General features: G+C 58.3%; 15 protein-coding genes. All 15 read left to right on the top strand.

Annotation, left to right across the window (positions count from 1 at the left end):
- The first annotated feature begins 5 nt into the window (after positions 1 to 5).
- The 15 genes from NSND_RS03945 (at position 6) to NSND_RS03875 (ending at position 18,388) form a co-directional block, all read left to right on the top strand.
- Positions 6 to 2,234: a GumC family protein gene (locus NSND_RS03945; protein ID WP_235000156.1), complete on the top strand. Its 2,229-nt coding sequence runs from the start codon at positions 6 to 8 to the stop codon at positions 2,232 to 2,234.
- Complete coding sequence (locus NSND_RS03940) at positions 2,231 to 3,025, top strand: class I SAM-dependent methyltransferase (protein WP_080877716.1); 795 nt, start codon at positions 2,231 to 2,233, stop codon at positions 3,023 to 3,025. The genes NSND_RS03945 and NSND_RS03940 overlap by 4 nt, the downstream gene beginning before the upstream one ends.
- Positions 3,018 to 4,292 carry a glycoside hydrolase family 26 protein gene (locus NSND_RS03935; protein ID WP_080877715.1) on the top strand — a complete coding sequence of 425 codons (1,275 nt, stop codon included), beginning with the start codon at positions 3,018 to 3,020 and terminating at the stop codon, positions 4,290 to 4,292. The genes NSND_RS03940 and NSND_RS03935 overlap by 8 nt, the downstream gene beginning before the upstream one ends.
- Positions 4,293 to 4,299: 7 nt before the next feature.
- Positions 4,300 to 5,685, top strand: a complete 1,386-nt coding sequence (locus NSND_RS03930; protein ID WP_159450624.1) for an ArnT family glycosyltransferase — start codon at positions 4,300 to 4,302, stop codon at positions 5,683 to 5,685.
- Positions 5,686 to 5,731: 46 nt separating this feature from the next.
- On the top strand, positions 5,732 to 6,964 hold the full coding sequence (locus tag NSND_RS03925) for a glycosyltransferase family 4 protein (protein ID WP_080877713.1): 1,233 nt from the start codon (positions 5,732 to 5,734) through the stop codon (positions 6,962 to 6,964).
- Between the two features lie 19 nt (positions 6,965 to 6,983).
- Positions 6,984 to 7,772, top strand: coding sequence for a TylF/MycF/NovP-related O-methyltransferase (locus NSND_RS03920; protein WP_080877712.1), 789 nt, complete (start codon positions 6,984 to 6,986; stop codon positions 7,770 to 7,772).
- A gap of 6 nt (positions 7,773 to 7,778) precedes the next feature.
- Complete coding sequence (locus NSND_RS03915) at positions 7,779 to 8,816, top strand: NAD-dependent epimerase/dehydratase family protein (protein WP_080877711.1); 1,038 nt, start codon at positions 7,779 to 7,781, stop codon at positions 8,814 to 8,816.
- A 7-nt stretch (positions 8,817 to 8,823) separates the two neighbouring features.
- Complete coding sequence (locus tag NSND_RS03910; protein ID WP_080877710.1) at positions 8,824 to 10,134, top strand: oligosaccharide flippase family protein; 1,311 nt, start codon at positions 8,824 to 8,826, stop codon at positions 10,132 to 10,134.
- On the top strand, positions 10,131 to 11,531 hold the full coding sequence (locus NSND_RS03905) for an O-antigen ligase family protein (RefSeq protein ID WP_080877709.1): 1,401 nt from the start codon (positions 10,131 to 10,133) through the stop codon (positions 11,529 to 11,531). Before NSND_RS03910 ends, NSND_RS03905 begins: the two co-directional genes overlap by 4 nt.
- A 108-nt stretch (positions 11,532 to 11,639) precedes the next feature.
- Entirely contained in the window at positions 11,640 to 12,644 is a 1,005-nt protein-coding gene (locus NSND_RS03900) for a glycosyltransferase (protein ID WP_080877708.1), read from the top strand.
- 29 nt (positions 12,645 to 12,673) lie between these two features.
- Positions 12,674 to 13,276, top strand: coding sequence for a polysaccharide biosynthesis/export family protein (locus NSND_RS03895; RefSeq protein WP_159450622.1), 603 nt, complete (start codon positions 12,674 to 12,676; stop codon positions 13,274 to 13,276).
- A gap of 54 nt (positions 13,277 to 13,330) precedes the next feature.
- Positions 13,331 to 14,671, top strand: a complete 1,341-nt coding sequence (locus NSND_RS03890) for a porin family protein (RefSeq protein WP_080877706.1) — start codon at positions 13,331 to 13,333, stop codon at positions 14,669 to 14,671.
- Between the two features lie 73 nt (positions 14,672 to 14,744).
- A complete protein-coding gene (locus NSND_RS03885; protein ID WP_080877705.1) occupies positions 14,745 to 15,896 on the top strand; it encodes a glycosyltransferase family 4 protein in 1,152 nt (383 codons plus the stop codon).
- Positions 15,874 to 16,740 carry an aldo/keto reductase gene (locus NSND_RS03880; protein WP_080877704.1) on the top strand — a complete coding sequence of 289 codons (867 nt, stop codon included), beginning with the start codon at positions 15,874 to 15,876 and terminating at the stop codon, positions 16,738 to 16,740. Before NSND_RS03885 ends, NSND_RS03880 begins: the two co-directional genes overlap by 23 nt.
- Entirely contained in the window at positions 16,730 to 18,388 is a 1,659-nt protein-coding gene (locus NSND_RS03875; RefSeq protein ID WP_080877703.1) for a GMC oxidoreductase, read from the top strand. The genes NSND_RS03880 and NSND_RS03875 overlap by 11 nt, the downstream gene beginning before the upstream one ends.
- Positions 18,389 to 18,412 lie beyond the last annotated feature (24 nt).

Here is an 18,412-nt window from a genome sequence, read left to right as displayed (position 1 = left end):
TGAACGTGCCGTACACGACTGGGCTCCCCGAAGCGAAATCCGCCGCCGTTCCAAACCGATCCGCGTTCGGTCTAAGAGAACATCTGATTACTGTGTTCCGTCAGAAGCGCATGCTGCTCACAATTATCGGAGTGGCGACCATGGTGGCCGGTCCGGGCTCGTTTCTGATGACCAATATCTACAGCGCCGAGGTTCGACTCCTCATTCAGAACGCGCGGACTCCCTTCAGCATGAGCACCCCGTTGACGGGTCAGGTATTCACGCCTTCCGACATCACCCAGAAAGATGATGTGGCGACCGAGGTGCAAATCTTCACCAGCCCGATTCTACTAGATAAGTTGGTCGACTACTTCGGGAATGAGCGGGTGTTGACGTCCATGCGGGGGCGTTGGGACTGGGTTGCCGACCTGCCGAAATTCGTCTTCAAGCAGCTGGCCGGTCTGCCGCCGGTCGCTCAAGTGCTGGCGACGATCGGGTATGAATCCAAGCCGGAGAACTTGCACTATCAAGCCGTGCAGCAGATTCGGGCTCATTTGAATGTGGAGGGGGTGCGGCAAACGCATGTGTTTGTGGCCAGTCTGGATTCGCCAGATCCGAACTTTTCCGCCGATGCCCTCAACGCATTGGTGGGGATCTACATGGACCACCAGCTGTCCATCCGTAAAGGCAAAGGTGCGCGCGAATTCTTCGACGAGCAGACGAAGCAGATGCGCGGCGAGTTGCAGCAGGCCGAACTCCGGCTACAGGCCTTCAAAGACAAATGGAACATCGTCTCCATCGAAGATCAAAAGCGGCATCTCCTGCAGCAAGTGACGCACACCGAAGCCGCACTTCGTGAGAGTCAGGTACAAGTCGCAGAAACGGAAGTGCGCATCACCAAACTGAAGGAACGGCTGGCAGGGCAACAGGAGGCGATTCCGCTCACGAATGTCTCAGAGCGGAATCCGATGCTGGATCAACTGAAGAACCGGTTGATGCAGATGGAGTTGGAGTATTCCCAGTATGTACCGGACAGTCCCGCTGCCGGAGAGCTTGTGCGTGAAATTGCCGCCGTGCGTGCCCGTCTGCAGGCGGAGAGTGCGAAGGTCACCGGCGCAGCGACCTCCGGTCTTAACCAAACCTATCAGGAGTTGAAGCGCAACCTGGTCATGGAGGAAGGTCGTCGCGAGAGCTTGCGTCCGCGCCTCTCGGAGCTGACCAAGCAATTTAAATCCTACCGGGATTCTCTCAATACCCTGGATCAGCGCGAGATGGAATTGCAGGGGCTGATGCGCGAGGTCAAGGTCAAGCAAGAAGCCTTCGACATCTACCTCAAGAAGGAAGAAGAGTCGCGTATCAATGAAGTGTTGGACCGCAAAGGCATCTCGAACGTGAATGCGATAGAGCATGCTACGGCTCCGCAGAAACCCATCAGGCCCCGCAAGTTGCTCAACGTGGTGATTGGACTCTTGATCGGATTGGTCGGAGGATTCGGCTCAGCCTATGTGTCCGAGTACATGCGCCGGACCTTCGTCACCCGCGAGGAGGTGGAGGATGCTCTCAGGCGGCCTGTGCTCGCGGCGTTACCGCTCGTCCGTCCTGGCACGTCCGATGCTGTCAGTTTCGATCTTGAGTTACGGCAGGCCGCGCAGCAGGTCATTCGGTCGTACCATGAGCGCGGTCTGAGAACACTGCTTGCCACGAGCGCCCTCCGCGGTGAAGGCCGGTCGCACGTAGCTGGGGCGCTCGCGCGAGTGCTGGCCGAGCAGAAGTTTCGCGTACTGCTCATCACCTTTGAAGCGGCCGATTCCGGGAAGCCAACTACCGACGATGGCGCTGCCGCCGACAAGCAAGGGCCGGATGCCGGCCGGCTCCGTCAGGCTGACCCCGAGTCGACCGATCTCCCGCTCCTCCATCGCTTGCTGGTTCGGCACAAGGAAGGCACCGCGCTGGAATTTGCCGAGCATCTGGCGGAAGTCGCCAAGACCATGCGCGATCGGTTCGATTTAATCGTGATCGACGGCCCCGCGTTGACCTCCTTTCCTGAGATGCGTGTGGCCATCGCAGGAATCGACGGCACGATTCTGGTGATCGAGGCTGAGCGGACGGTGTCGGTGGCGGCGGCCAGGACCACTATGTCGATCGAGGCCGCAGGAGGGCACTTGCTGGGACTCGTGTTGAACAAGCGTCGATACATCATTCCGGACTGGATTTACGGGCGCTGGTTGGCGGCCGGTGGGAGGGAGGGCGTATGAGTGACTCGATCGCGGGAGTACTACAGATGAATGAGAAGGCGTCCCCGGTGGAGGGGTTCGTTCGAGAAGACGGTTGGTATGCGCCCTATGACTATTGGCTCACCCTCTGGGGCCTGTATGAACTCTATGCCTATGCGTTGGCCCTGCTCGGTGATGTGAAGGACAAGGTGCTGCTGGATTGCGGCTGCGGTCCCGGGCACACGTCTGTGATGCTGGCGAAACGTGGCGCGATCGTCACCGCGTTCGATACGGCGGACGGTCAACTCGATACGGCGCGAAGGCTGGCAAAGGCGAACGGAGTGAATGTGACCTTTCTTTGCAAGCCCTTCGAGGAACTGGATTTTCCGGACGAGAGTTTCGACGTCGTGTTCGGCACATTTGTTTTGCACCACGTGGATCTTCCCAAGGCCAGCCGGCAATTGGCTCGCGTCTTGAAGCCGGGGGGGAAAGCGGTGTTCATCGAAAACTCCGCGCTCAATCCGTTGCTCATGGCGGCCAGAAGCAAGGTCTGCGGACGGTTCGGCGTGCCTCAATACAGCGATGATCATGAGCATCCGCTTACCCGTCGCGATATTGCGACGCTTCAGAGCGTCTTTCCCGGCGCCTGCACCATTCATTTTCCGAGTTTCCTTTTCTTTCGGTTGCTCGATTTCTACGTGTTCAAGAAACGTTGGTCACGGATGACGGCCCTACTTAGACATTGCGATCAACTCGCCGGGTCAATTCCGATCGTGCGTCGATACGGCTATCTGCAGATCGTCGAGCTGGATAAGGGAGCAGGTCGTGCGTAGCAAGCCGTCCAAATTCGGACGGGGCTTTTGTTGTGGAGTGTTGCTCCTGTCCGGGCTCTTATTGGCTGCGACGGACGCCCGGTCTTCACCGGCGACCGAGGCGGTGGCCGGTTGTCGGACCGAGGCGCCTGCGCCGAAACACCATCGTGCTTCCGCTGTAGATGGTGTCACCCTGACTCCGCCCTCGAACGGTGCCTACATCGGCTTGTACAGCATCGGTACGATCCCGGAAGACCGGATACGGTTCACGGCGAAGAGCGGGCATCGGCCCGCCATTGTGTTTACCTTTCACGATTGGGTCTCCGACGACGACTGGACCGCATCTTCGCCGCATTTCAGGACCTTCACGGATCCGTTGGAATCATCCCTGCTCAGTCCGCTCCAGCTGGCCGAGCAGGTCAGAAGCGAGGGTGGCGTGCTGGCGGTGGCCTGGGCCATCCAGTGTTGTGATTGGGAGTCACACCTGTTCTGGTACGGATTCCGTAAACCGACGGTGACGGTCGATCGCCTGTTGCGGGGTGATTTCGATTCATACATCACGAGCGTGGCCCGTCAGATCAAGGCGTACGGGCATCCGATCATGCTCACCCTATTCAGCGAATTCAACTACCAGGGGATGATGGGGTTCGGTAAGCAGGGCGGAACGCGGTTGGACGATGTCGATCATGTGTGCCGGCTGTACGGGGATCCGACATGGCCGGACGGGCCGGAGCGCATCAGAGACGCCTTCATTTACGTCATCGATAGGTTTCGAAGAGAAGAGGTGCGAAACGTGACCTGGTTCATGTACGCCGGGTCTCACTATATGAATCCCCGTCATGAGGATTATTCCCCATGGCTGCATCCCCAGTATTTCTATCCCGGCGACGACTACATCGACTGGGTGGGGCAGAGTGCGTATTTCATCGATCCCCTGGCCGTTCCTAAACTTCGACAGCAGGAACTCGCCACGTCCGTCGCGGAGGCATTGGGGCCCGGGTATGCCGCCTGGGGGGCGGTGACTAATCGGCCTCTATTTCTCCCTGAGTTCGGGGTGTTGGGAGATAAGACAAGTAGTCGAGCCCGGGTGATAGAGGAGGTGTTCCGCGACGTGTTGCCGCAGTTCCCTCGAGTGCAGGCGATCACGCTCGCTGATTTCAAAATTGCCGAAGATTACTACGAAGTGCCCAGGTTTGGCACCTTCGAGGATGAAACGGGGGCCTGGAAGCGGGCGGTTCGTGAGAACCCTCGTTACCTCAAGCAAGCCTCCTTCAAGGGCGGAGAGTAGGCCGGCAATGGCGCTGAACCGATCTTCACAATGGCTGTGTCTTTGTGCGGTTTTTGCCCTGTGTTTCACCCTGCGTATCGGCGTCGGTGGGGTCATCGACGCGACGGTGCCGGTCGTCAAACGCGCGGATGTTTACTCGGACATTGCGGTGAATCTGGCGCGTGGCCATGGTTTTGTCGCCGAAGCGGGCGGTGAGCCCATCATTTGGCGCGCTCCGCTCTATCCGGCTTTTTTGGCGGCTGTCTACGCGCTCTTCGGGGAGCAGAATGAAACAGGGGTGTTTCTTACTCAATCCGCATTGGATGCGGTCACGGCCGTTTTGATCTTTTACTTGGGCACGCGCTTGTTCGGTGAGACCGTCGGATTGCTCTCTGCCGTGAGCTTTGCGGTGCATCCACTTTCCGCTTATTACTCGCTCCGATTCCTGTCTGAGCCGCTCTTTACCCTGGCGTTCACGGCCGTCATCGCGGCTTGGATCGCGGCGGTGACCACCCGACGTCTCATGGCCTACCTGGCCGTAGGCGCATTGATCGCCGTCGCAGCGCTGGTGAAGCCGGTGGCGTTGGGCTTGTGGCCCTTGCTTGCGACATGCGTCGTATATCAGTTGCGGGACGAACCGGGTCGCGCACTATCCGCGGCGACTGTGCTGACCCTTGCCTGCCTGATGGTGGTGGCTCCCTGGGCTCTTCGGAACTATCGCGAGACGGGCGAAGTGGTGGCCGTGGCAACCGGGGGAGGCTACGCCCTCTGGCTCGGTAATCAAATGGTAAGTGAGGGCAAGGAGGACTGGGAAGTCGATGAAATGACCCGGGTGCAGCTGTTCGAGCGGCGCGGCGCCGTAATCACGGGGACAGAGCCGGCGGATCGGGTTCTCGCTCCTGTCGCGAATTATCCGTCGATCCGATCGGCTACGCAGCCGGTTCACATTTCGGTCCCTGACGATCATGCATTTTTCCTGGCCGCCTGGCGGGAAATGCGCTCCCATCCGTTCGATACTGCATTATTGACGGTCCGAAAACTGTTCAGGTTCTGGCTCAGGATTTTTCTTCCCGACAATCGCTGGGCGCAATCGTACATTGTCTTGTTTCAAACCTTCTTCCTGGGCGTGGCGGTCCTGGGCATGCTGGAGGCGAAGCGGCAGGGGATCACGGTGTTCCCGCTGATCCTGCCGGTCGTATTCCTTGCGGCCGTTCATGCGCTGACATTTTCCACCATTCGCTACAGCATTCCGACCATTCCGGTCTTGAGCATTCTGCTGGCGGCCGGCTTACGAGCGATCGTGCATACACTGAACGAACGATGGGGCTTGTCGCTCGGAGTGTCCTGGGTCCGCTGGTTGCGGGCTGTGCCGGTCGGCGCGGCGGCAAGATCGTACCGAGAGACTCGATTATGACGGCGCCAGCGATGCTGACTGGCTGTGCCGAGAGTAGGAACCGCTGATGAAACCGATTCGAGTTGTGATCATTCGCAACTGCCGTGGGATTACCGGCATGACGGGAGGGGAAACCTATCTTCTTTCTCTCTTGAAGGGATTCGACCCACAGAAAGTTCGCTGCCTCCTGGTGTGCATCGTCAATCCCGCGCTAGGCGAAACATCCTGGCTAAAGGAATTGAAGCAGACCGGGTTTGAGCACGTCACGATTCCGATCGGGAATCCCTTCGATCTAAGCGATGTCTATAAGGCCGCCTCCTTGATTAAAGCGTATGAAGCCGACGTCGTGCATGCTCTGGACCATCGCTCGGACCTGATCGGGATACTCAGTGCGCGACTCACGGGACGTCCAGTGCTGGCCTCGTTTCTCGGATGGGTCAATTTTCCTAGAGGCTCCTGGCGGGCGACGGTCTATCCCTGGATCGATCGGATGATTCTCCGGCGACTGGATGCGGTGATCACCGATTCGGTGGCCATCGGTGCAGAATTAAAACTACGCGAGCAGGACCCCCCAGTAGTCGCGATTCGCAATGGAATCGACACGGCGTGGTTCGATCCCACTCGCTCCCTCGCCCCCTCGTCCGTGACCGGTTTTGCCGCGGACGGCGACTACGTCTTCGGCATGGTGGGGCGTATTCATCCGGTCAAAGGCCACCTGAACTTTCTCAAGGCGGCCAGGACGATCTTGGATCGCTATCCTCGCAGTCGATTTGTGATTGTCGGTACGGTGCTTCCCGGATTCGAATCATATCGGCAAACGCTTGTCGATTGGATCGCCGAGCATGGTCTGGGTTCGGCCGTTCTCATGGCGCATGTCTCCTTGGCGGAGATCCCCGCCGTGTTTGCGTCTTTGGATGTACTGGTAGCGCCGTCCTTTGCCGAAAGCTTCAGTTTTACGATGCTCGAAGGCATGGCTATGGGGAAGCCTGTGGTGGCGTCGGATGTAGGGGGCGCCTCCGAAATGATTACTGACGGCCGGACCGGCTACCTGGTGCCTGTGGACGATGTGCCGGTTCTGACGGAGACGTTGCTACGCCTGAGGGAGAGCCCCCAGGAGCTTACCGAAGTCGGCCTGCGTGCTCGAGACAAAATCGTTCACGACCTCAGCCTGGCCGCCATGGCTGAGCGAACGTTTCAGGTCTACGAAAGATTAGTGCGTATGCGTCCGGACAGGAACAAGGCGCGCTCGGTCCAGGAACATTTCAGACGCCAACTCGGTGAGATCGGCTGTAAGTTATGAATGAGGGTGGGAGGTTGTTGTGAAGCAGATCATTAAGACATCGCTCGTGAAGGGGTTTTCCATGCTGGGGCTCCAAGCCGAGTTTCACAAAAAAAAACGCGATACCGACATCGTCTTCTTCGACAAGAACACGCTGGAATATTTTCAGCAAGATCATCCGCGAATGGTGCTTTACCGGGAAGGACTCGCCAAGTCGGGCATGGAATGGGTGGATAATTTCCCCCTGCAATGCCGCATGTATAGCCTGCAACAGATGGCCGAGTCGGCCGCGCGCAAGAACATCGACGGGGAGTTTGCGGAGTGCGGATGTTGGAAAGGTCATTCGGCCTATATTATTTCGACGATTCTCGCCCGGCATGGTTTCTCGAAGTCGTTTCATATCTTCGACTCGTTCGAAGGCGGACTCTCCGACAAAACCAGCGAAGACGTCTCCGATTATGCCCGGCAGACCAAGGAAGAAGCCGAATTTGAGAAGAATTGGTTTTCCTCCACCATCGACGATTTGAAGAAGGCCCTAATTGGTTTCGATTTCATCGAAATCTACAAGGGGTGGATTCCGGATCGATTTCCAGAAGTCGAGAGTAAGAAGTTTGCCTTCGTGCACGTCGATGTCGATTTGTACCAGCCGACTCTGGACAGCCTGAAATTTTTCTATCCCAGGCTGTTGCCGGGCGGCGTCATCGTCGTCGATGACTACGGGTATAGCGTGTTTCCCGGCGCCAAGAGGGCCGTGGATGAATTTTTGCGAGGCACTGACTGTTCGGTCTTTTATGAAACGCCGATGGGGAGCTGCTTCATCATCAAATGATGGGGAATGGTCTGGCGACGATTTGAAGATCGCGCCGGAAGACGGGTCTTCGTCACAGGAAGTGAACCGGTCATGAAACTATTGGTTACAGGCTGCCACGGATTCGTCGGAAGCAGTATGGCTCGATACGCTCTCAGCAGCGGACACGAGGTCTTGGGCGTCGCGCGCTCGGAGCAGGGGATGCCCATCGAAGGTATGGCATTCAAGCGATGTGCGCTCGAGCACCCGGATTTCATCGACGCTGTGAATGCGTACCGCCCGGACGTGGTGGCGCATGCCGCCGGCTCCGCCTCGGTCGGGTATTCGTTTCAAGAACCCCGCGAGGATTTTTTAAAGGCCGTCGAGACGTGGGGCGCGGTGCTGGATGCGGTTCGAAAGGCCGACGTGAAGCCGTTGGTCATATTTCCGTCCAGTGCCTCCGTGTACGGCAATCCGACCCTGTTGCCGGTCACCGAGGGAGCGAGCCTGCGCCCGATATCACCCTATGGGTTTCACAAGGTCATTTGCGAGCAACTGGCGCAGGAGTATGCGCAATGTTTCGGCCTGAATGTCGTGGTCGCCAGACTGTTCTCCACCATCGGCCCGGCTCAGCAGCGGTTGCTGGTGTGGGAACTTTTCCGGCAGGCGATCGACGACAATCCCTATCTGACCATTCAAGGCACAGGGACAGAAACGCGTGATTTTCTTCACATCGACGATATTTGCCGATACTTCCTTGGAATCGCCGAGCGGCAGCCGAAAGGTTTCTGGGCGGTGAATGTAGCGTCCGGGAGTTCTACCTCGGTCAGAACCATGGCGGAGATCGTCACTCGTCTGGTCGGAAGCCGCAAGGCCATTGTGACGTTGAATAAGGAGTTACCGGGCGATCCCAAGCACTGGCAGGCCGATACGTCGCTGTTGCTGGATTTAGTATCGTATCAGCCGGGCGACATCACAAGAGGGGTGGAACATTGTGTGGGCCGTTGGTCGGCCGACGTCTCCTTATTCGCTGAGAAGGCGATGCGCGGCGGGGTTGGAGAACCAATGGTGAAGGGGCTGGTGTAGAGCGGGCATGCAGATCAAATGGACGGGTCTAAAGGCGCTGTCGCAGCAGACCGCCCTCGTGTTTGCCGGGAAAATGACGGGGGCCTGCCTGGGATTTGTCATGAGCCTGATCGTCGCCCGCTGGATGGGGCCTGAGGAATTCGGTCTGTTTTCGCTGTTTATCGTGATCCTCATCTTCGGCAACGATGTTCTTGGAGACGGCCTGAACCCAGGAGTCGTCCGGTTCTACGCCATGAATAGACGGACGGATCCCGCGAGGGCAACTGCCGTGTTGACCAACGCGCTCGCGCTTCGGATTCTGCTCGGCATTCCGATCGTGTTGTTAGGTGTGGCCGTGGGAGTTCATTTCGCCGAACGTGCGTCTACCAGCCACGCGTACGTCTCGCCCGTGATGTTGGGCATGGTCGGTTCATTCGGGGCGGCATTGTGGAGTTTCAATCTTTCGGTCTGGCAGGCGAGGGAGGAGTTCGGGACCTACGGGCTGATGGTGGGGTTGGTCAATTTCCTACGCGTTATCGGTGTGCCTATCTTGCTGTGGACTGGGTGGCTGTCCTTGGGGCCTGTTATGGGTCTCCATGTTTTTTTCTATTATGCGTGTACCGCATGGGGTCTATGGCTGCTGCGCCCCCACCTATCAAATTTCAAGCTTGACAAGGAATTGCTGCGCGAACTCCTTCGGTTTAGTAAGTGGCCGGCGATGGCCAGCCTTTTCTTCATTCTTCAAGTCAACCTGGGTGTCCCCGTCTTGAATTATGTCGCCGATGCCCGGGAGGCCGGCCTCTACGGCGCCGGTTCCTCTCTGCTGATGGGAGTGGATTTCCTGACGGTCAGCCTCTTGACGACGTTACTCCCGAAGGTCAGCCAGTTAACCGGACTCGAACAATGCCGGTCATATGTACAGCGGTCCTTCCCTGTCTATGCCGTCATCGCGGTCGCGCTTCTTCCCTTTCTCTACTTCGCCCGACCGCTGGTGCTTGCGTTGTTCGGCCCGGCTTATGAAAGCACGATTCCGGTATTTCAGATTCTGTTCATCGGCACGCTCGGTACCCTGGTGACGCATCCTTTGTATTTGGTCTTGTACACGATGAACCGCCCGCACCTCTTCAGCCTGATCCAAGGATCGGCGTTTCTCGGGTGGATCATCGCCGGGTGGTTCTTGATTCCCGGTTACGGGGCTCTCGGAGCTGCATGGACCACCCTGATCGCCCGTATGCTCCAATCGCTGGCCATCGTCGCCATTCTGAGGCACGCGCTGGGGTTTCTGCGGTCAGCTAAGCCTCGAGTCAGCCCCTTGGCGGAAGGGACACGAGGTATATGAGACCGGCATTCGGCACGGTTGCGGCGCCCACGCTTATCGGCGCGGCACTGGGCGCTTCGGTGCTCGCGCTCTCGACGAAAGCGTTGGCGATTCTGATCGCCGGGACGGCCTTCGGGACGATGGCCACATCGGTCGCGTTTCCCTATTACATTTTGGTGGCGACTATTCCGGTGCAGGTCGATCTCTTCAGCAGCATCACCGTTACCAAACTGATCACGCCCTTGACCATCGGGATGGTGACCTTTAATGCGCTGATTCATCGAGGCCCCTGGCCTGTGATTATGCGATGGCCCGCCGGTTATCTGGCCGGCATGTTTTTTCTGACGTCCATAGTGTCCCTGCTGCTCGCTGAGGGCTTGCGTGGTCTGCCTGGAGAGGCGGCGAAAATTCCTGTCTACGGGGCTCTCTTCTATTTTACCCTCACATTCAATCGTACCCCTGAAGACTTTCGCCGCCTGCTCTGGGTCATCGCATTCACCGGCCTCGTGGAAGCGCTTATTACTGCCGCGCAGGTGCACTACGGATTCGTGATGCCAGGCGACTGGCGGAAGAATCTCGGGCAACCTGGCGAAGGCGGCGTGGATGGAACTCTTAGCGCCGTCCTGGAGGGCAAGATCCGAGCCGAAGGCACGACCTCGCACCCGATCATGCTAGCGAGCTTCTTTCTCATGGCCATTCCCTGCACGGCTTTTCTGTTTCTGACGGAGTCACGTCCGTCGATACAGGTCCTGCTGGGAGGCATCCTGGCGTTGATGGGCTACGCCTGGTTTTACACGTTTGCCCGAAGTTCGATGATCGGGTTTGCGCTGATGACCGTCGTTGCCCTGTCGTTCCGCTCGCGTGCCGTCCGTGTACTGCTGCTTATCGGGGCGGTATTTGTTTTTACGGGTTTCCTGAGTTATCAGGCGATCTCGGAATCCTTCTCGACAGGGGTGCAGGCGGTAGAAAGCGGAGGGTTGTTCGGAAAAGCCGATGTGAATGAAGCGAGCGGGAGTTGGCAATTCCGATTGGAGTCGATCGTCGGAGGCTGGAAGCTCTTTGTTGCGAATCCTTGGTTCGGTGTCGGGTTCGGGCAGTCGATTTGGCACTATACGAAATATTTGCCGGCGTGGGCGAACCATTCCTCCCATCCGTCCACGATTCACAACGTCTTTCTGGAGGTGGCCAGCGAACTGGGGATGTTTGCGCTCGCCGCATTTCTTGGGATGTGGAGCTGGGCCTTGATCTCCGCCAAACGCGCCCTGCGTCACCCGGAATTGCGCTCCTATGCCATCCTCATGTGCAGCATCATTCTCGGGCAGATGGCATTCTTGATGATCACACCGATGGTGCGCGAGATTTGGCTGACGCTACCCATGGCCATCGCGATTGGGCGCATGGCGAGGGCGGAGGCGTGATATAGGGCCGAAGTCGCACAGTGGGGGTCGGTGCGGGGGGACGTCCCACGTGCGGAGACGTACGCGTACAAGCCGCTTGCGTGGCGGCGGGACGGAGATGAGGTACTCATGGCAATACGTGTAACAGTAGTCATACCGGCTTACAACGCCACGAAGACGATTCACGACGGATTGGATTCATTTGCGCGGCAATCGTTCCCGGCGGACGAGGTCGAGCTGATCATCGTCGATGATGAATCGACGGATGGCACGCCAGAGTATATCGAACACTACGTCAAGGATTGGGGGGGCGCGCACCCGAGGGTGCGCGTACTTCGCCAAGCTCATCGGGGGCCGGCGGCGGCCAGGAACCTCGGTGCAGAAGCGGCTCAAGGAGAGTTTCTCCTGTTCACTGACGCCGACTGTGTGCCGCACGTTGACTGGATTAAGGAAATGGTGGCGCCGTTTCAGTCACCTGGAATAGCCGCCGTGAAAGGGGCCTACAAGACAAAACAACGCAGCCTTGTGGCTCGCTTTGCGCAGGCCGAGTTTGAGGCCCGGTATCGCCAGTTGGCGGCTGCCGAGTATGTGGACGTGGTCTTTTCCTACTCGGCGGGGTTCCGTCGCGAGGTGTTCCGTACGATCGGCGGGTTCGACACCAGTTTTCCTGTCGCCGACAACGAGGACACAGACCTCTCCTACCGGGTCGCGACCGCCGGCTACAAGATCAAGTTCAAGCCGGCAGCGATTATCTATCATCAACATCCTGCGACACTGAAACAGTATCTTCGGAAAAAACATAGCCGGGCCTATTGGCGGGTGATGGTGTACAAACGGTTTCCGAGCAAGGCCATCCGTGATTCCTACACTCCACAAACACTCAAGCTTCAGATCGGCTCTGTCGTGCTCGGTGTGGGGGCGCTTGCGCTGATTCCGCTGGTGCCACATGCCAGCTATGTGGCGGCACTGGCCGGTGGCCTCTTCACGGTCACAGCGTTGCCGTTTCTCTGGCAACTGCCTCGCGAGGATCCGGGATTGCGACTGGCCGCACCATTCCTGTTGGTGTGCCGGGCCGCCGTCATGGCAACTGGGTTGATGCGAACCGTGCCGTTATTGATGAGTAAGACCAACTAAGATTCATGTTATCGAGAGGGAGGCGAGTCATGCGACGAATTCGTTACACATGCTGGGCTGTATGTTTCATGGTTCTGTGCCTGGCGGCCGCCGTGCAGGCATCCGAAACCGAGCCGGTCGCTGTTCCATCCCCAGAGGCAGGTTGGAGCGGTCCTTTCCGATTGGGTGCGGGCGACGTGCTCAATGTGTTCATCTGGAAGCACAAAGAACTGTCGACCATGGTCACCGTTCGACCGGACGGCAAAATCAACTATCCGTTGATCGGCGAGATCGAGGCCAAGGGGCTCACGCTGGGTGAGATCGAGGAACGGATCAACAAGCAGCTCAAGCAGCACATCCAGGATCCGCAAGTCACGGTGATCTTGGAGGCGACGCACAGCTTTCGCATTTTCGTCCTGGGTGAAGTGATGCAGCCTGGCGTCTTCGATCTCAAGGGGCCAGTGACCGTCATTCAGGCCTTGGCGATGGCGCGGGGGCTCACCACGTTTGCCTCTCGAAACAAGATTTTCATCGTCAATCCCGCTCGCGGCAACGAGCAGCGGATTCCGTTCAGTTACAGCAAGTTTGTTCAAGGAGAAGATACGAATCAAAATGTGATGCTTCGTCCGGGAGATACCGTGATCGTTCCGTAGCATAGGCAATCTCTTAATAATCCGGGACGAAAGCGAAGTCACGTGTCACAGAGAATGCAGTGCCTGCTCACAGCTGTGGGGGACAAGGGCGGGCGAGGTAGCGGACTGACGGGGAGAAAAGCGCCGGCCGGGGCGGGCTTCCGTTGGTTGCGTCTTCCGGTGGCGGCGGTGGCATTGGCTGCGGGCGTAGGGCTGGCTCCGCCCATTTTGACGGCGCAGGAACCGGACAACGCAGAGTTTGTTCGGCCTCAGCGTGAGTTTGGCGAATTGCCCTCGTGGCAGAACCAGATGGGGTATGAGCGGATACCGGTTTCGGAAAAGTTATTGTTAGGAGCGCCGATTCGCCGCGAGGGATTTACGCCGCGACTCACCATCACTGAAGAGTATACGGACAACGTCTTCTTTACGGCGCAGAATCGTGGGACGGACTACATCACCAAGATTGCGCCGGGGCTGGGTTACCGGACGTTCGGACGAGATGGACAACTTTCCATGGACTATTCGGTAGAGTCCAGAGTCTACGCGAATAACACGAATCAGAACCGAGCCGTGTCGCGGCAGAACGGGGAACTGTTCGGACTGTGGAATGTTAGCGACCGGACGACGCTGACGCTGTTTGAGCGGTTTGAATCGTTTCAGGATCCTACGGAGCAAGTGACACCCGGAGTCATGGCTGCATTCGGGCGAACCTCGATCAACCTCGGCGCCTTGATGATGCGCCATCGTCTGACACCGTCGGTTGATCTCTTGGCTAACTATGCCAACTTTCTATGGTCGACCGATGCTCCGGGAGCCATCAACAGTATGACCCATGAAGGCGAGGTGGGGGCGAGAGTTCGTGAGACGCAGTGGGGGCGCACCACCGTGAAGTATCGGTTTCGATTTTTCGATTTCCAGCAGGGGCGAGATTTTCAGTCACATTCCGCGCTGGTTGCCCAGGAGATCGATCTGTCGGAGACACTGGTACTCAGCGGAACAATCGGCGCGGTTCGTGTGGAGCCGAACCCTTCGACGGTCGAAGTTCTCGCACAGGCGTCAATCAAGAAGTCGATCGGGGACGCGTTGTATGAGCTGAGTTATATGCGCGATGTGTTTCCTCCGTCGGGGGGACTGAGTCAACCGCTGGTCGGAGATTTTATCCGCGCGTCGACCAAAATCCGCCTCGCGAATAATTTTCTCTTTGATGCCGGGCTGACGTGGATTCTCACGAGCACCAGATCTGACGATTTGACGGTACACACGCTGAAATGGAATGTCGGCATTTCGTACACGCCGGCATCTTGGCTTGTGGCTAGACTGGGGTACGACATGTTCGACCAGCGTGAAGACATTTTGGGCACGTCTGCCAATCGCCTTGCGAACAAGGTCAGCCTGCGGATGATCGCGACATTCTGACGTTGTGCGTACGCTGAGGAATCGGTGAAACCCGGGGAGACTCCGAAAGCAGAGCAGTAAGGTGGAAGGGAATATGGCAACAGTGAGTGGCGAGCTTCGTATCCTCTTTATCGCGCCGGCTCCGCGTGCCGGGACGGTGCAATATACCCACAATTTGGCCAATGCGCTGGTGGAACGGGGGCATCGCGTCACGCTGGTCACAGGTATTGGATTCGAATTGGCAGACTATCCGAGAAAGTATAAGGCGTTGGAGGTCTTTGATCGGTATCGGCCCAGGCCGCTGCGGCTCTGTCGGTTTGTCTGGCATTGCCTGACTTTCCGGCCGCAGATTATCCATCTGCAGGGGGCGCAACATCCGGCCCTGTACATTCTTCTATGGGCGATGTTACGGCTCTTGGGCAGCGCCTCGTTCGTCTATACTCCCCAGGACGTCTTGCCCAACTCATTACGACCCTATCATATCCGCGCGTTCCGTTTTCTCTATGCCCGCATGCGGCATGTGTTTCTCAATGCCAAACAGAATCAGCCGCTGGTCGTCGAGCATTTCGCGGTGCCGCGTGACCGGATCACGGTGCTTCCGATCGCCGATCTTACGGCGTTTGTGCGGGAACACGTGGCCGGTGAGCCGCCGGACATTCCTGCCGCGTCACGGGTGGTGTTGTGTTTCGGATTGATTGAGCCGAGGAAAGGGATCCATACGCTCCTCTCCGCCGCGCCGGAGGTACTTCGGCAGGTGCCGGATGCCTTGTTGTTGATTGTCGGGAAGCCGCTGATGGACATTGCGCCGTTGCAGCGGCAGCTCACCGATTTGGGCTTGCAGGAGCGGGTGCGATTGGTGCCGCAGTACGTGAGTTTTGCGCAGATGGCCGGCTATTTTACTGCCGCGCGGCTCTTGGTGCTGCCGTACGAAAACGGATGGAATAGCGGTGTCTTGGCTTCTGCCTTCGGATTCGGGAAACCCGTGATTGCCACGCGAGTGGGTGGGTTCGATGAGGTCGTGAGCGACGAATCGACGGGGTTGCTCGTGCCCCCGAAGGATCCGGCAGTGCTGGCGCAGGCGATCGTTCGACTGTTGCGCGATGATGTGCTGTATGCGCGCATGGTCACGAATGTTCGGCAGGCAGCCGCGGAGATTTCGTGGGAGGCGATTGCACGGATTACCGCGGCTCGGTACGCGGACGTCGTAGGGATCGGAGCGGATTGTGCAGTATCGCAAGCTCGGTAACACCGGCCTGACGCCGTCGGTGCTGGGGTTCGGATGCTCGATGATCGCTTCGCTGGCGACACGGTACTCGCGCACCGAAGTGGAGGCGAGTCTTCGTGAGGCCAGGGAGGCGGGTATTACGTTTTTTGATACAGCCGATGTCTATGGTCAGGGTGATAGTGAACGCCTGCTTGGGAAGCTGTTTCGGAGCGGGGGCGAAGGAATGATTCTCTGTACCAAGGCCGGGTTGACGGTCGGTTCGATGGAACCTGTGGTACGACTGGCAAAGCCGGTTGTGAATTCAATCCTGCGGCGTTGGCGGACTGCACGAGTCGCGACGACGCAGGCGCGTCGCCGGCAGGAACGGCAGTGTTTTGAACCGGACTATCTTTCCGGACGAATCGAGGGGAGCTTGCGTCGGCTCAACGTGGATCGGATCGATCTGTTCTTGTTGCACAACCCCCCGGTCGATGTGCCGCAACGTGATGCGGTGTTCGAGCTGCTGACCCGTTTCATGGCGCAAGGTAAACTTCGGCAGTTCGGCGTGTCCTGTCGGTCGTTGGACGAAGCCCAAGTCTGGCTCGGACAGCCGGACGTCACTTGTGTCCAAATTCCGATCGACCGCAGCCGAATCGAGGCGGCCATCCCGGTGTTGGAGCGCGCACAGGCCCAACAGGTGGGCGTGATCGCGCGGGAGGTGTTTGCGCATGATGTACTGGCCAAAGGCTCCGTGTCCGATGCATTAGGTCCGCTGGTGGAGCGTGCGGAGATCGGCGTCGTGCTGGCGGGAATGAGTTGCCGGCGGCATGTGCAGGAGAATGTGCGTGCGATGGACGTCGCGATGAGGTGTAGCCATGTTGCTTGATGCGCGATCGATTTCCGACGGAGAGACCCTCACGGCCGACGTGTGCATTGTGGGCGCAGGTGCCGCCGGTATTACCCTGGCGATGGAGCTGCTGGCCACCGGTCTGACCATTATTGTATTGGAAGCCGGTGGGAAGTCGAAAGCCGGACCGAGTCAGGGCCTCTACCAGGGAGAGCTAAACGATCCGGTCCGTCACTTGCCGTTGGATCAGGCTCGTTATCGCCAACTCGGAGGCACGACATCTCTGTGGGGTGGACGCTGCATTCCGTTCGATTCCCTCGATTTTGATCAACGCGAGTGGATCTCGCACAGCGGCTGGCCGTTTCCGCAGAAGGAGATCGACGGCTATTACCGACGTGCCCATTCCTATTGTGAGTGTGGCGAGTACGACTACCGTGTGTCGACCGCGCTCCCCGGTGCGCCACCTTCGATGCTGCCTGGTTTTGAGGACGGGGATGTGAATACGTCGGGCATCGAGCGATGGAGTCCGCCGACGCAATTCGGGAAGGTCTATCGGCCGATTCTCACACGTGCGGACAATCTGCGTGTTCTGCTGCACGCCCTTGCGGTTGAATTACAGCCCTCATCGGACGGCAAGCGGATCGATTCGGTCGACGTGGCAACCTTTAGCGGCCGTCGCTTTACCGTACGCGCGCACACCACGGTGTTGGCCGGCGGCGGGTTGGAAACGACGCGACTGCTGTTGGCTTCTCGACGTGTGCATCGGGAGGGAATCGGCAACCATTCGGATTGGTTGGGACGTGGGTATATGTCGCATATTCACGGCGTCATCGCGAGTGTCACGCTCACGGCAGGACAGGATGTCATGTTCGGGTACGAGGCCGATCCGCAGGGTGTCTTCTGCAGACGTCGCATCGCGTTCTCGGAAGAGGCTCAGCGTCGGCACCGTCTCTTGAATCTGTACATGCTGTTGGACCGCCCCTTGGTGGGGGATCCGGGCCACGGTAATGCGGTCCTTTCTGCAGCGTTTTTGCTCAAACGTTTGTTGGGAGGGAGGCAGCAGGAGGAGTTAGGGAAGGGGAAGTACTCGCTCTATTGGCGGCATATCAAAAATATCCTGGCGGGTTCCCCCCAGGCCTTGTCGGTACTCCCAAAGTTCGGTCGAAAGCGGCTGCTCCAGCGTCGACGGATTCCTTCGCTGCTCATGCGGTCCCGCTCAAACACTTATTACCTCTACTTCCAGAGTGAACAGGTGCCTCATCGGGACAATCGCGTGATGTTGGATGATGCGCGTGACGAGTTCGACATGCCGCGGTTGCGGCTTCATTTCGAAGTCACTGAGCAGGATCGGCAGAGTGTGCAACGGGCGCATGAGCTTATCGATCAGGAACTACGCCGGCAGAATTGCGGGTACTTGACCTATTTGGAGAACGATGTGTCGCAGTTGATGCGCGACGTGAAGGCGGTGCTGGGTCATCACATCGGAACCACTCGTATGTCTGCAGACCCCTCGCAGGGCGTGGTCGACGAGCAGTGCCGTGTGCATGGAGTGGCGAATCTGTTTGTCGCCAGCAGTTCGGTGTTTCCGACATCCAGCCACGCCAATCCGACGTTGACGATCGTCGCCATGGCGCTGCGGCTCGCCGATCATCTCAAGGCAATACATTCCGGCGTCACGCGAGTCTGAGAAATTATTTCTGTGGGAAAGGGG

The organism is Nitrospira sp. ND1, assembly GCF_900170025.1.
Taxonomy (GTDB): domain Bacteria; phylum Nitrospirota; class Nitrospiria; order Nitrospirales; family Nitrospiraceae; genus Nitrospira_A.
This window is presented reverse-complemented; position numbering and strand designations above follow the sequence as displayed.